At 70.8% G+C, this 14420-nt stretch carries 11 protein-coding genes; 9 read left to right on the top strand and 2 right to left on the bottom strand.

Annotation, left to right across the window (positions count from 1 at the left end):
• The first annotated feature begins 20 nt into the window (after positions 1 to 20).
• Positions 21 to 1256: a saccharopine dehydrogenase family protein gene (locus tag ACWEPG_RS04260; protein WP_452593959.1), complete on the top strand. Its 1236-nt coding sequence runs from the start codon at positions 21 to 23 to the stop codon at positions 1254 to 1256.
• Here the strand turns inward: ACWEPG_RS04260 and ACWEPG_RS04255 are convergent.
• A complete protein-coding gene (locus ACWEPG_RS04255) occupies positions 1237 to 1998 on the bottom strand; it encodes a lysoplasmalogenase (RefSeq protein WP_452593958.1) in 762 nt (253 codons plus the stop codon). The genes ACWEPG_RS04260 and ACWEPG_RS04255 overlap by 20 nt on opposite strands.
• A gap of 34 nt (positions 1999 to 2032) precedes the next feature.
• On the opposite strand from ACWEPG_RS04255, the gene ACWEPG_RS04250 reads away from it, so the two are divergent.
• The 8 genes from ACWEPG_RS04250 to ACWEPG_RS04215 all read left to right on the top strand — a co-directional run bounded on the left by ACWEPG_RS04250 (position 2033) and on the right by ACWEPG_RS04215 (position 13369).
• The gene (locus ACWEPG_RS04250) at positions 2033 to 3367 is read left to right on the top strand and encodes a CoA transferase (protein ID WP_450113740.1); all 1335 of its coding nucleotides are present in this window, start codon (positions 2033 to 2035) and stop codon (positions 3365 to 3367) included.
• Positions 3368 to 3390: 23 nt separating this feature from the next.
• Positions 3391 to 3876, top strand: coding sequence for an OsmC family protein (locus ACWEPG_RS04245; RefSeq protein ID WP_450113741.1), 486 nt, complete (start codon positions 3391 to 3393; stop codon positions 3874 to 3876).
• Between the two features lies 1 nt (position 3877).
• On the top strand, positions 3878 to 4915 hold the full coding sequence (locus tag ACWEPG_RS04240; RefSeq protein ID WP_452593957.1) for a nucleoside hydrolase: 1038 nt from the start codon (positions 3878 to 3880) through the stop codon (positions 4913 to 4915).
• A 74-nt stretch (positions 4916 to 4989) separates the two neighbouring features.
• Entirely contained in the window at positions 4990 to 6171 is a 1182-nt protein-coding gene (locus ACWEPG_RS04235) for a BPL-N domain-containing protein (RefSeq protein ID WP_450113743.1), read from the top strand.
• A gap of 529 nt (positions 6172 to 6700) precedes the next feature.
• A complete protein-coding gene (locus ACWEPG_RS04230) occupies positions 6701 to 10696 on the top strand; it encodes a Pls/PosA family non-ribosomal peptide synthetase (RefSeq protein WP_452593956.1) in 3996 nt (1331 codons plus the stop codon).
• Positions 10693 to 11379 carry a BPL-N domain-containing protein gene (locus tag ACWEPG_RS04225; RefSeq protein ID WP_450113745.1) on the top strand — a complete coding sequence of 229 codons (687 nt, stop codon included), beginning with the start codon at positions 10693 to 10695 and terminating at the stop codon, positions 11377 to 11379. Before ACWEPG_RS04230 ends, ACWEPG_RS04225 begins: the two co-directional genes overlap by 4 nt.
• A complete protein-coding gene (locus tag ACWEPG_RS04220) occupies positions 11376 to 12596 on the top strand; it encodes a heparan-alpha-glucosaminide N-acetyltransferase domain-containing protein (protein ID WP_452593955.1) in 1221 nt (406 codons plus the stop codon). The genes ACWEPG_RS04225 and ACWEPG_RS04220 overlap by 4 nt, the downstream gene beginning before the upstream one ends.
• Entirely contained in the window at positions 12593 to 13369 is a 777-nt protein-coding gene (locus tag ACWEPG_RS04215) for a BPL-N domain-containing protein (RefSeq protein WP_452593954.1), read from the top strand. Before ACWEPG_RS04220 ends, ACWEPG_RS04215 begins: the two co-directional genes overlap by 4 nt.
• Before the next feature lie 51 nt (positions 13370 to 13420).
• On the opposite strand, the gene meaB is transcribed toward ACWEPG_RS04215, so the two are convergent.
• The gene (meaB, locus tag ACWEPG_RS04210) at positions 13421 to 14416 is read right to left on the bottom strand and encodes a methylmalonyl Co-A mutase-associated GTPase MeaB (RefSeq protein ID WP_450135306.1); all 996 of its coding nucleotides are present in this window, start codon (positions 14414 to 14416) and stop codon (positions 13421 to 13423) included.
• Between the last annotated feature and the right edge of the window lie 4 nt (positions 14417 to 14420).

The following is a 14420-nucleotide window of genomic DNA, read 5'->3' as shown; positions in this document are numbered from 1 at the left end:
CCTCCGAGTAGTGTCGGCCCATGACCCGCACCCGCGACCTCGACGTCGTCGTCTACGGCGCCACCGGCTTCGTCGGCAGGCTCACCGCCGAGTACCTCGCCCGACACGCCCCCGCCGGCACCCGGATCGGGTTGGCCGGCCGGTCCCGCGAACGGCTCGTGCGGGTCCGTGAGGGCCTGCCCGGGGCGGCGGAGTGGCCGCTGCTGATCGCGTCCGCCGACGACGCGGACTCACTGACGGCACTGGCGAACGCCACCCATGTCGTGGTCACCACGGTCGGCCCCTACGCCAAGTACGGCATCGACCTGGTCCGTGCCTGCGCCGAGGCGGGCACCGACTACGCCGACCTGTCCGGCGAAGTGCTGTTCGCGCGCGAGTCGATCGACCGGTTCCACGACGTCGCCGCGGGGACCGGCGCCAGGATCGTGCACGCCTGCGGGTACGACTCGATCCCATCCGACCTCGGGGTGCACGTGCTGCACGAACAGGTGGCCGCGGACGGAGAAGGCACCCTCACCGACACGACGCTGGTGGCATCGCTGCGCGGCGGCGTGAGCGGCGGCACCATTGACTCGATGCGCACCCTCGTCGACACCGTGAAGTCCGACAAGCGGGCCCGTTCGATTGCGCTGCAACCGTATTCACTGAGCCCCGAGGTGGCCGCGGAACCGGACCTGGGCCGTCAGCCCGACACCGAACTGGTCAAGGGCTCGGACATCTCGCCGGATCTGAAGGGCGTGACGGCGCCGTTCGTCATGGGATCGACGAACACCCGGGTGGTGCGGCGCAGCAATGCGTTGCGGGACTGGGCGTACGGGCGCACGTTCCGGTATCGGGAGGTGATGAGTGTCGGCACGTCTCCCCTGTCGCCGGTGCTCGCGGCGGGAGTCGCCGCCGGCCTCGGCGCGCTGATCGCCGGACTGTCGTTTCCCCCGACCCGTTGGGCGCTCGACCGGGTGCTGCCGAAGCCGGGCGAGGGCCCGAGCGAGAAGACGCGGAGGACAGGGCATTTCACCAGCGACGTCCACACGACCACGACCACGGGCGCCCGGTACGTGTCGCGGATCCGGGCGCAGGGTGACCCCGGGTACGCGGCCACCGCGGTCATGCTGGGCGAGTCCGCCCTCGCCCTGGCCCTGGACCGGGGTGCACTGCCGGACGCGGCCGGCGTGCTCACACCCGCGACGGCGATCGGCGACCGCCTGGTGGAGCGGCTACGCGACGCCGGGTTCGAGGTCACCGTCCGGAGGACGTAGTCGCTCCGGCGCCGACATCACCGTCCGGGGGCGTGATCGCTCGGGCCGCGCGGTCGACGGACAGGACACCCGCGACCAACAGCGTCTGCCCCGCTATGTAGGTGAGCATGACCCAGAAACCCTTGGCGGGTGGGTTGAACCAGTCCGCGAACGCGCCGAGCGCGATCATCGAGTCGGACAGCAGGAACAGTGCGCCGCCCCACGCGGCGATGCGGCCGAGCCCGGTGGCGAGCACCGCCATCGAGCCCAGACACAGTCCGTAGACCAGCGCCGGCGCCAGCAGAACCCCGGCGCCGGGGGCGCATGCGACGACCAGCAGCACGATCGCGACGGCGCATGCCGCGAGGGCGGGGCGGGTCGCGAGTGCCCGGGACCGATACGGCCAGAATGCGACGATGTAGGCGATCTGCGCGAGCAGGAAGAAGCCGATCATCACCAGGAACGCGGTGTCGCCGTCGAAGAAGGACGGGGCGGAGTCACCGAGCCAGGAAAAGCCCAGTGCCAGCAGCGTCGTGCGCACGAGCCGCGAACGCGGAGCATCGGTCGACAGCGCGAGCGTCGCCGCCAGCAGCGGCATCAGCAGGTACTGACTGATCCGGTCCACCGTGCCTGCCCCGGCCAGCTGGGTGACGAGGTGGACGACTGCGACGACGCCGAAGGCCGCCGCGGCGACCGTCGCGGTACCGGTGGACTTCCGGTCGGCGTGACGGGTGGCTCCGCTGCGCTTCGCACCTGAGATCATCGGGCCATCGTAGAGCGCGGGGTACGGTGCAGATGTGGCGTCAGCGCAGCGGTTCCACGACGAGTACGAGCGCGGGTGCGCCCTGTCCTCGGATCCGGGGTGGGTGCACCATCCGGCGCCGTCGGGGTTCCTGACGTCCCGGCTGCCGACGACCGCGCTGGCGTCGGGTTCGGTCGGTGCGCTCGCGTCGGCGGTGAATCGGTTGCTCGTGGCCCGTGGCCGTGAGCCGCATCCGTGGTTTCTCGATTCCGAACGGATCGCGGCGTCGTTCGCGGGCGAGAAGGTGCTGCGGATCGACGGGCAGCCCGTCGCCGGGTTCGCGCCGATGTCGGGGTTCTTCGCGGCGTCGGACGGGTGGGTCCGCACGCACGCGAACTATCCGCACCATCGGCTGCGGCTGCTCGCGGCACTCGACCTTCCTGCCGACGCCGATCCGGGCATGCTGTCGACCCGGGTCGGTGAACTGACCGCGCAGGAGGTCGAGGACCGGTGCACCGAGGCGGACGCGGTTGCGGCTCGGGTTCGCAGCGAGGACGAATGGGCCACGCACCCACAGGGACTGGAGGCTGCGCGCGGGCCGCTGGTGACGATGACGACAGCGGACGGATGGCACGAGGGCGCGGTGCTGTCGGTCGCCGACCCCACCCGCCCGCTTGCGGGCCTGCGGGTACTCGACCTCACGCGGGTGCTCGCCGGTCCGGTCGCGGCCCGCGCGCTGGCCTTTCTCGGCGCCCAGGTGCTGCGCGTCGATTCGCCCCACCTGCACGAGATCGACTGGCAGCACCGTGACACCGGGCAGGGCAAGCGGACGACGCTGCTCGACCTGACGCTCGACGAGGAGTTGTTCGCGATGCGCGCACTGCTCGAGACCGCGGACGTGCTCGTCACCGGCTATCGCCCGGGCGCGCTCGACCGGTTCGGGCTGACGGAGCGGCCGGGACTGGTGCACGGGTCGGTGAGTGCATGGGGCACGAGCGGCCCGTGGGCTCGGCGACGCGGCTTCGACTCGATCGTGCAGGCCGCGTCGGGAATTGCGCTCGTCGAGGGCGGTGAGCGTCCAGGCGCGCTACCGGTCCAGGCCCTCGATCATGCGAGCGGCTACCTGCTGGCGGCGGGCATCGTCGACGCAGTGGCGCTGCGGGTCGGCGACGGCCTGGGGCGTTCGGTTTCGGTCTCGCTGGCACGAACCGCCCACTCCCTCCTCGGCGCTCCGGGGCGGGTGGAGCAGCCTCCGGCGCCACTCGCGCCCGGCGCGGCCGCGACCGTCACCCACGGCGCGATCACCTCTGCGCGTCCCGCACTTCCCGGACGTGCCGAGTACCCGTTCCCGGCTCACGACTGGGGTGCCGATGCGCCGCACTGGGTTTGAGGGGGGGGTGAGAGGATCTGTCCGTGCGTGAACACCATTACGGCCTCGAGGTGACGTGGACCGGGAATCTCGGCTCGGGTACTTCGTCCCCGACGAAGTACAGCAGGGACCATCATGTCGCCGCAGACGGCAAACCGCCGGTCCTCGCCAGTTCGGATCCGGCATTTCGTGGTGACCCAGGACGCTGGAACCCCGAGGAACTGCTCGTCGCGTCCATCTCCGAATGCCACATGCTCTGGTTTCTCGGCCTTGCCGCCGCGGACGGCATCGTCGTCACGGAGTACACCGACCGTCCGACCGGAACCATGGTCGAAGAGGCGGGCGGGGCGGGGCAGTTCACGTCCGTCACCCTTCGGCCCGAGGTGGTCGTCGCGCGCAGTTCCGGGGACGCGGGGGACGTGATCGCGGCGGTCGCGGACCTGCACCGGCGTTCGCACGAGACGTGCTTCATCGCCCGCTCCGTCAACTTCCCCGTCCGGCACGACCCGACGACGCGAATCGAGGACTGACGTGGCGCCGACTCCCCTGTTCGTCGACGTCGACACCGGGATCGACGACGCTCTTGCACTGCTGTACCTGGTCGCCAGTCCGGATGCCGAGATCCTCTCGGTAGCGAGCACGGCGGGCAATGTGCCCACCGCACAGGTCGCTGCGAACAATCTGGCCTGGCTGGACCTGTGCGGCAGGCCCGACATCGAGGTGACGCTGGGTTCACCGGTGCCGCTGACCGACGACCTGCGCACCACCGAGGACACCCATGGACCACAGGGGCTCGGCTACGCGGTGCTGCCACCGTCGACACGCGCGCTCGCCCAGCGTGACTCGGCCACCGCGTGGGTCGAGATCGCCCGCTCGCGCCCCGGTGAGGTGACGGGCCTGGTGACCGGACCGATGACCAATCTCGCGCTGGCGCTGCGGCTGGAGCCCGAACTGCCGCTGCTGTTGAACCGGCTGGTCGTCATGGGTGGCGCGTTCAACCATCCCGGGAACACGACACCGAAGGCGGAGTGGAACATCTCCGTCGACCCCGAGGCCGCGAAGGTGGTGTTCGACGCGTTCAGCGCGGCACCGCCCGACCGCAGGCCTCTGGTGTGCCCGCTCGACATCACCGAGACCATCGAGATGCGACCGACCCATCTACGCCGGCTCGCCGAGGCCGCAGGCAGCACGCCGGTCGAGCTGATCACCGAGCAGGATCCTCCCGGAACACGCTCGCGTACAGCCAATCCCGTCCTCCGCGCGCTGTCCGATGCCATCCGCTTCTACCTGGAGTTCCACCGCGACCACGGGCAGGGATTTCTGGCGCACATGCACGATCCGTTCGCGGCGGCCCTCGCCCTCGACCCGGCCCGAGCGACGACCAGACCCGCGACCGTGGACGTCGAACTCACCGGGACGCTGACCCGCGGCTGCACGGTCGCCGACTGGCACGGCATGTGGGGACGTGCACCGAACGCCGACATCGCGGTGGACACCGATCCCGAGGCGTTCTTCGACGACCTGATCGACCGCATCGGGTCCCGCCTGTGTCAAACGGCGGATATCTGATCGCATCATTGTAATGTCAACCGCGCCGTCGGTTCTCGCCGACAGCGAGCGACGAGAGAACAGAGCGGGGTGCCATGCGCAATCACCGACGGGTACTTGTGGTCCTGGCCGTGGTGCTGGCTCTGCTGGGCGTGCCGGTGCTGGCCGCCGCCCAGACCACCACGCCGGTCCCACCGGCCCAGCCGCTCGCGCTGGTGTACCGGGGTCCGGCGTCGGTGCCGGGCACCGCGGAATCCGTTGCCGTGGTGCTGCGCAACTCACCGTCCAAGTTCCGGATCGAATACGTCGGCCCGAACGACACCCCGATCACCGCGGCCACCCTGGCCCGCGCCACCGTCTTCGCCCAGCCCGGCGGACCGAGCCTGAGCACCGCGTGGAAGGCGATGAAGCCGTACTCCACGCTGATCAAGAACTGGATCGCGGCCGGCGGCAACTATCTCGGCTTCTGCGTCGGCGGCTATCTGGCCGGTGCCACACCGGGGTACAACCTGCTGCCCGGTGACACCTCCCAGTACAGCGCGAAGCGCGGCGCGACGGTGTGGGACACCAAGCCCGCGCGGTCGACGATCGTCTGGCGGGGAACCGAGTACACGACCTACTTCCAGGATCCGCCGGCCTTCGAGCTCAACGCCGGGCACGGCGCCACCATCCTCGGCACGTACAAGGGTGGCGAGGTGGCCGCGCTCGCCACCGACTACGGCAAGGGCCGGGTCGGCGTCGTGGGCCCGCACATCGAGGCCGACAAGAGCTGGTTCGTCGACGACGGGCTGTCCCCGGACGGTGCGGTGAACCCGCAGCTCGCGTACGACCTGATCGAAACCACCGTGCGCGGCAACAAGACCGCCACCACGACCCCGCCGGCAACGACTACCACGACCGCCCCGACGACCACCGCCGTCCCGGCACCGACGACCACTGCCGTCCCGGCACCGACGACCGTCGCGGCACCGATCACCACCACACCCGCCGCGCCCGCCACTCCGGCTCCTGCGCCGGTCGCACCGGTCGCACCCCAGGTCACCGCCCCTGCCGTGCCCGCACCCACGACGACCGCACCCGTCGCCGTCGCCCCGTCGCCCACGACGACGACCACACCGCCGGCCCCGACCACTTCGACCCCGCTGCCGGCCACCACGACGCCGACCCGCGCGCCGCTGCCGTGGCCGTTCGACCGGCTCTCGGAAGTGCCCTTCCTGCAACCGTTCCTGACCGGCTACGACGCAACCGCGGCGCCGGTGCCACAGCCCGCGCCGTAGAAGGCCAGCACACAACGCGATCAGCTCGACCTTCGCCTCGGTCCGGTCCGTCTGCGCCGACGCGGACTCCGGCGCGGGCACCCGCTCTCGCGCGAGCTTCCGGCCGGGCAGCGTACAGCCGAATGTCGACGACGAGCGTCGACAGTCGGCAGCCCGCGGGACCCCACCAGGGCGGTCAACACCGCGCCCACGGTGTCCGGATTAGCCTCCGGGTGTCCAGCGGCCCTCCCATGCGCGCGCACCCGACTGTGACCGCCGCCACTTCCTAACAGGAAGAACGGGTGAACCCGAGGGTGAAATGTCCCGAACGACGTGCACCGAAGGATGTCGCACACCACCCCCGCCGCCCAGGATTCCCGGGGCGAGAATCGCCGAAATGTCCAGCACGAACGGAACACAAAGGTCATTTCCGGACCCCGCCGTCGCGGCCCGACCCGCCGTCATGGACAATCGTCCAGAAATTTCGGGAGCGTGATTGACTGTGGCACTCGAAAGTCAATTAGCCAGTAATTAGCTCCGAAGGATGTCGATGTCAGGCGCGCAGACGCACCCGTCAGCGGACCACACTCACGGCACCGGTACCCGGCCGCGCCGCCTCGAGCACGTCTTCGAAACGGCCTGTGACCGGACCCCGCACGCGACCGCCCTCCTCTGTGAGGAAGCCGCATTCACCTACGCCGATCTCGAATGGCGAGCGAACCAGCTGGCGCACCACCTGATCAACGTGGGCGCGGGCGTCGGCGCACGGGTCGCGATCCTGCTCGAGCGTTCACCGCACACCTATGTCGCCCTGCTCGCCGTGCTCAAGGCGGGCGCCGCGTTCGTCCCGATCGACCCGGCCTCCCCCGCCGACCGCGTCGACTACATCACCCATGACGCGGGCGTCGACCTCGTCCTGACCAGCGCGTCGTTCGCCGGCCTTCTCGAACCGCTCGGCGTCCCGTGGACGGAGATCGACGGCGAGGCGGACCTGATCGCCACCCAGCCGGTCACCCGCCCGACTTTCGAGGTGGCACACCGCGATCCGGCCGCCTACATCATCTACACATCGGGTTCGACGGGGCGACCGAAGGGTGTGGAGGTCGCGCAGTCCAGCATCTGCAACTTCCTCGACATCGTGCCCACCGTCTACGACGTGCAACCGACCGACCGCGTCTACCAGGGCATGACGATCTCCTTCGACTTCTCCATCGAGGAGATCTGGCCGACGTGGGCGGTGGGCGCCACCCTGGTCGCCGGGCCGACCGGCGCCGGTCGCCTCGGCGGTGAACTGGCGGACTTCCTCGAAGGCAACGGCGTCACGGTGCTCTACTGCGTTCCGACGCTGCTCGCGACGATTCCGCGCGAATTACCACTGCTGCGCAACATTCTCGTCGGCGGCGAGGCATGCCCCCGCGAACTCGTCGAGCGGTGGGGCCGCCCGGGGCGCCGGATCCTGAACACGTACGGCCCCACCGAGGCCACCGTCACCGCCACCTGGTGCGAGCTGGTTCCCGGCCGGCCGGTCACGATCGGTGTCCCGCTGCCGACCTATTCGTGCGTCATCCTCGACGAGGGCCGACGCGTCGTCCCGGACGGCGAGGTCGGTGAGCTCTGCATCGGCGGCCCCGGGGTCGCACGCGGCTACATCGGGCGCCCCGATCTGACGGCGGACAAGTTTCTCGACCTTCCGGAGAGCGGCATCGCCGGCCGGATCTACCGGACCGGTGACCTCGCGCGCTGGACCGAGTACGGCGAGATCGAGTATCTCGGCCGCGCGGACAGCGAGGTCAAGATCCGCGGTCACCGAGTCGATCTCGGTGAGATCGAGAGCGTGCTCCTCGTCGACGAGGACGTCGCCAGCGCCGTGGTGTCGCTGGTGACGGTCGCCGACGTCGAGCAGCTCGCCTCCTGGGTGGTGCTGATGCCGGGCACGGACGCGGGCCCCCTGGCCGTCGACGCCCTCCTCGCACGGCTCGACGCGGAAACCTCCCGGCGACTGCCCGACTACATGGTCCCGACGTTCATCGACATCGTCGACGAGCTGCCCATGATGCCCAGCGGCAAGGTCGACCGCCCTCGCCTGCCCGCGCCGACCGGGCGCCGGCTGTCGGGCCCCAGTGGCCCGGTCGTCGCCGCGGGTACCGACGTCGAACACGACCTGCGTGGACTGTGGGCCGACCTGCTCGGCCTTCCTGCCGGCGAGGTGTCCGTCGAAGCCGACTTCTTCACCGAACTCGGTGGCCACTCCCTCGCCGCCGCGCAACTGGTCACCCGGTTGCGAGAGAGCGGACTGCATCCGAGCGCCGGCATCCGGGACGTGTACGCGAATCCCACGATCCGCGCGATGGCCGGGGCCCTACCACCGGGCGTGGGCCCGCACGCGGCGGGAGGCGGTCCCCCACCCCCGATCCCGCCTGTCGAACGCGCCGGCCGCGAACCGATCGGCAACGCCGCCGTCCGCCGCGCCGGCACGGTCCAGGCACTGTTCGTCCTGGTGGTGCTGCTGGTCGTCACCATCCCGGTCTCCATCGTCTACCGGGCGCACGACGGCCAGCCGTCGTTCGACGCGCTCGTCGACCTGCTGATCGCAACCATCCCCTCCTATCTCGGCGTGCGCTGGGTGCTGCCCGTCATCGCGATCAGACCGCTGTCCGCCGGCATCCGACCCGGCCGCTACCGGCTCTGGGGCGCAACCTATCTGCGGCTGTGGATGGTCGACCACCTGATGATGCTGGCGCCGATGCCGGTGCTCAGCGGGTCACCGCTGATGGCCCCGTTCCTGCGCGCGCTGGGAGCGCGGGTGGGCTCCGACACCCACATCGGGACGTCCATCGTCTCGTTCCCTGCGCTCGTGGACATCGGCGCCGGCGCGTCGATCGGGACCAACACCGACATCCGGCCGTGGCGGGTGGCCGGCGGCGAGGTGGTCGTCGCCCCGATCTCGGTCGGCGACCATGCCTACGTCGCCGCCAACTGCGTCCTGGACCCGGGGGCCGCCGTCGGTGACGGAGCGATGCTCGGCGACCAGTCGGTGCTCGCCGACGGCGCCTCGCTCCCGCCCGGCACACGGTGGACCGGATCGCCGCCGCAGCGCGTCCGCACCCTCGACCCGCGGGTCGAGGCGATGGCCGCCGACGAGCCCGCGCCCGGCTGGGCCCCGATGACGTTGCTGCTGACCGCCTTCGGCGTCGTCACCCTCGAGGCACTGGCCATCGCGACCATCGTGCCCAGCCTCGTGCTGGTGTGGGCGGTGCTGCTCGAATACGGCATGATCGCGTCACTGCTCGCCACTCTGGCATCCGGCGCGGTCTACGTGGCGAGCGTGTGCGCGGTGGTCGCGCTCGGCAAGAAGCTGATCCTGCCGTCGCTACCGGTCGGCACCTTCCCCGCCGCGTCGACCCTCGGCGTCAAGAAGTGGGTCACCGACAAACTGTTCGAGATGAGCCTGCTCTACACGAACACGCTGTACGCGACGCTGTACACCGTGCCGTGGCTGCGCGTCCTCGGTGCCCGGGTCGGTCGCGGCGCCGAGGTCTCCACCGTCTCGCACATCGACCCCGACCTGCTCACCATCGGCGAGGAGAGCTTCGTCGCCGACATGGCCAGTCTCGGCGGCAGCACGTACTGCAACGGCCGGATGACGTTCGCACCCACCGAGGTCGGCACCCGGGCGTTCATCGGCAACGCCGCGGTCCTGCCCAGTGGCATGCGCACGGGTGACGGCTCCCTCGTCGGCGTGCTCACCGTGCCGCCCGCGGAGGGCGTGCCGCCCGACACGTCGTGGCTGGGGAACCCGGCGTTCTACCTGCCCGCCCGGCAGGACAGTGGCGAGTACTCCGAGGAGGAGACGTTCGCGCCCAGCAGTTCCGTCGTCGCGCACCGGTGGTGGATCGAGTTCTTCCGGATCGTGCTGCCGCCCACGGTGATCGGCGTCAGCCTGTACTTCTACCTGCTCGGCCTGTCGCTGATCGCCCGCAGCAGCACCCTGACCTGGACCATCCTGGCCGCGCCCGGGCTCGCCCTGCTGACCGCGCTCGGCGTGGTGCTCTTCGCCGCGGCGGTGAAGAGCAACCTGGTCGGCACCTACCGTCCGCGGGTGGAGCCGCTCTGGGCCAAGTTCGTCCGCCGCTCCGAGTTCGCGACCGGCATGTACGAATCCGCCGCCGTGCCGGTGCTGCTCAACCAGCTCACCGGGACCCCCTTCCTGCCGATGATCCTGCGCTGGTTCGGGGCCGGGATGGGCAAGCGGGTGTGGATCGGCACCACCTACCTCACCGAGTTCGACCTCGTGCGGGTCGGGGACGACGCGGAGATCGGCGCCGGGGTGTCGCTGCAGACCCATCTCTTCGAGGACCGAGTGATGAAGATGTCGACGGTCACCGTCGGCGCCGGAGCGACCGTCGGCACCCGCGCGGTGGTGCTCTACGACGCGATCGTCGGGCCGCACGCCGAACTCGGAGCGCTGTCGCTGCTGATGAAGGGCGACGAACTGCCCGCCGACACCCGCTGGGAAGGCATTCCGGCACAGGCGGTGCCCGCGTGAGGTACTCCCGGCACCGCCCCCTCGCCCTCGTGTACCGCGGCCGCGGCGCCACCCTGCCCGGCAGCGCCGAGTCGGTTGCCGCGCTCCTGCAGCGGAGTCGCTGGAACTTCGACGTGCACTACGTCGGCCCGCGCGAGTACCTCCACCTCACCCCGGAGGTCCTCGGGTGCGCGGCCGTGTACGCCCAGCCCGGCGGCGACGAGCTGGTCCCGGCCTGGCGCCGCATGCGCCGGCACCGTCCCGTCGTCCGGGACTACGTCCGCGGCGGGGGCCGGTACCTCGGGTTCTGCCTCGGCGGCTACCTCGCCGGCGCCACCCCCGGTTTCGACCTGCTGCCCGGCGACACCGACCAGTACATCGCCACGGCACGGTCCGAGGTTCCCGGCACCGAGGCCAGAGTCGTCGACGTGCGCTGGCGGGGACGACCCCAGCCGATGTACTTCCAGGACGGGCCGACCTTCGCACTGCCGCCCCATTTCCCTCCCGGGATGCACGTGCTCGCCGCGTACGCGAACGGCGAGGTCGCCGCCCTGACCGCCCGTTTCGGCGAAGGCCGCGTGGGAGTCGTCGGCCCCCACCCCGAAGCGGACGCCGCCTGGTTCACCGATTCCGGACTGCCCACCCCCGCCGACGTCGGCACCGCCGCCGGCCTCGACCTGATCGATGCGGTGATGACCCGATGAGCACCCAGACCACGACCGCCGCCGAGACACGTCGCACCCGTCCGTACCGGCTGACCGGTGTCGACCTCGCCCGCGGCATCGCCGTCATCGGGATGGTGGCCGTGCACTCGCTGATCCCCTACGGCGACGACGACCAGCCGACGCTGATCTACCGGATCTCGGCGGGACACGCCGCGGCGATCTTCGCCGTGCTGGCCGGCGTGTCGATCGCCTTCCTGTCCGGACGCGCCCGGCAACGTCCCGGCCCGCGCGCGTACGGCATGTCCGCCGGCATCGCCGCCCGCGCCGCCGTGATCGGGGCGATCGGCCTCACCCTCGGCTACACGAACATCGACTACGGGGTGGTGATCCTGGGCTACTACGGCGTGATGTTCCTGCTCGCGATCCCGCTGATCTTCCTGAGCACCCGCGCCGTCGCGGTGATCGGGGCGGCGAACGCGCTGCTGATGCCGGTCGTGAGCCAGCTGGTGCGCCCACACCTGTCCGAGGGCCTCACCCGCCAGCTGTCGTGGGAGACATTGCTGCACAAACCCTTCGCCACGGTCGCGGACCTGCTGTTCACCGGCGAGTTCCCCGCCCTGGTGTGGATGACGTACGTCTGCGCCGGCCTCGTGATCGGGCGGCTCGACCTGCGGTCGCCGCGCATTGCCGCCACTCTCGCCGGAATCGGGGCGGCGCTCGTGCTCGCGGCGTCGGTGATCTCGTGGATGTTCCTGCACCCGTTCGAGGGCCTGGACCGTCTCGTCGAGGCGTCCGGCGCCGACATCGTCGACGAAATCCTCGCGTTCGGGTCCGACGGCTGGGTGCCGACCGATTCGGGGTGGTGGCTGACGGTGTCGGCACCGCACACCGGAACCACCTTCGACCTGATGTCCACGACCGGCAGTTCCCTGCTGGTGCTGGGGTTGTGTCTGCTGCTGTTCCACGTCGGAGGCGCGGCGCTGCGCGTCGTTCGGATCGTCACGGCCCCGGTCGTCGCGATCGGGACCATGTCGCTCACCGCGTACGTCGGGCACATCATGTTCGTCAATTCCGACTTCGACGTGTACGGACCGTGGGACGGCTACCTGCGCCAGCTGCTCGTCATGGCGGTCGCCGCGGTCGCGTGGCGGGCCACGGCCGGCCGCGGACCGCTGGAGGGTCTCGTCCGGTCGATCACCACCCGGGTCCGGCGCATCGTCGAAGCGCGTGCCAGTGCCCGGCAGGCGCAGTCGTGAGCCCCGTCAGCCGGCGCCGGCTGCTGCTCGGCGCGGTCGGTGTCGGCGCGGTCGGCGCGACCGCCGCCGTGACCCTGCCCCGCTGGCTCGAGGACGACCGCCCGGTCGCCCTCGTCTACCGGGGTCCCGCGACCTGTTCGGGGTGCGCGGAGTCGGTGGCGAGCCTGCTCGAGTCGGCACCGACCCCGCTGCGGCCGGTGTACGCGGGCCCCGACGAGAACATCGACGTCACCGCCGAATCCCTCGCCGGTGCGGTGGTGTATGCGCAACCGGGCGGCGGAACGCTGAAGTCCGCCTGGCGGCACACCCGCTCGTACGCGCCTGCGCTCCGGGACTGGGTGTCCGGCGGCGGCACCTATCTCGGGTTCTGTCTCGGAGCCTATCTGGCGGGAGGAGACCCCGGGTACGGCCTGTTCCCCGGCCGGGTGCGGCAGTACATCGGCACGGACGGCGCGACCGTCGACGACACCGAGGACGCGATCGTCGAGGTGACCTGGCGGGATCAGCGGCGCCACATGTACTTCCAGGACGGCGCGACGTTTCGGGTCGCCGATGACGACTTCTCCGCCGTCGGAGCCACGGTCCTGGCCCGCTATCCCAACGACAGGGTTGCCGCGCTGGTCACGCCGTACGGCAACGGCCGCGTCGGACTGGTCGGCCCGCACCCGGAGGCGGACGAATCCTGGTACCGCGGACCGGGTCTCACGAACCCGGACGGCATCCGCTTCGACCTCGGCCACGACCTGATCGAAACCGCGCTGGCACGCCCGTGAGTACTCCAGGCCCGGGTGCGGGCCGGAAGTACTCACGGGTGCCTCCGGCGCCTACTTGTCGAACGCCTCGAGGATGCGGTGCGCGGCGAGGGCAGCGGTCAACGACCCGTCCCGCACCTGCTGTTCCACGTCGCCGCGGATGGCCTTGACGGCCGGATCGGTGTCGAGGCGGCGCAGCAGCTGGTCGTGGACCATCGACCACGTCCAGTCCACCTGCTGCTGGTGGCGTTTGCGTTCGAGTTCGCCCGCGTCGCCGAGGACCTTCCGGTGCCGCAGCACCTCGTCCCAGAACTTGTCGACGCCGACGTTCTCGAGTGCGCTCATCGTCAGCACAGGGGGCTTCCACAGCGCGTCGTGCGGGTAGATCAGCCGCAGCGCCCCGGCCAGCTCGCGGGCCGCGGCCTTGGCCTCCCGCTCGTGCTTGCCGTCGGCCTTGTTGACGGTGACGATGTCCGCGAGTTCGAGAACGCCCTTCTTGATGCCCTGCAACTGGTCCCCGGTGCGGGCCAGGGTAAGGAAGGTGAACGTGTCGACCATGTTCGCGACCGTCACCTCGGACTGCCCGACGCCGACGGTCTCGACGAGGATCACGTCGTAGCCGGCGGCCTCGATCAGCACCATCGTCTCGCGGGTCGCCTTCGCGACACCGCCCAGCGTGCCCGATGTCGGCGACGGCCGGATGAACGCGTTCGGCTCGACCGACAGGTTCTGCATCCGGGTCTTGTCGCCGAGGATCGAGCCGCCGGTCCGCGTGGACGACGGGTCGACCGCGAGGACGGCGACCTTGTGCCCCAACGAGATCAGGTACATCCCGAGGGCCTCGATGGTGGTGGACTTGCCGACCCCGGGAACACCGGTGATGCCGACACGGATGGCGCCACCGGCGTGCGGGAGCAGGCGCAGCAGCAGCTGCTGCGCCTGCTCCCGGTGGTCGGTGCGGGTGGACTCGACGAGGGTGATCGCCTTCGCGATCTCCCCCCGCCGGCCCGCCAGCACCGCATCGCCGAGGGCGGTCAAGTCCAGCGGTGGACGCTTAACCGGCGCCAATCCG

Source organism: Rhodococcus sp. NPDC004095 (genome assembly GCF_053604015.1).
The sequence above is the reverse complement of the archived record's forward strand: the minus strand, read 5'-3'. Positions and strand labels throughout refer to the sequence as shown.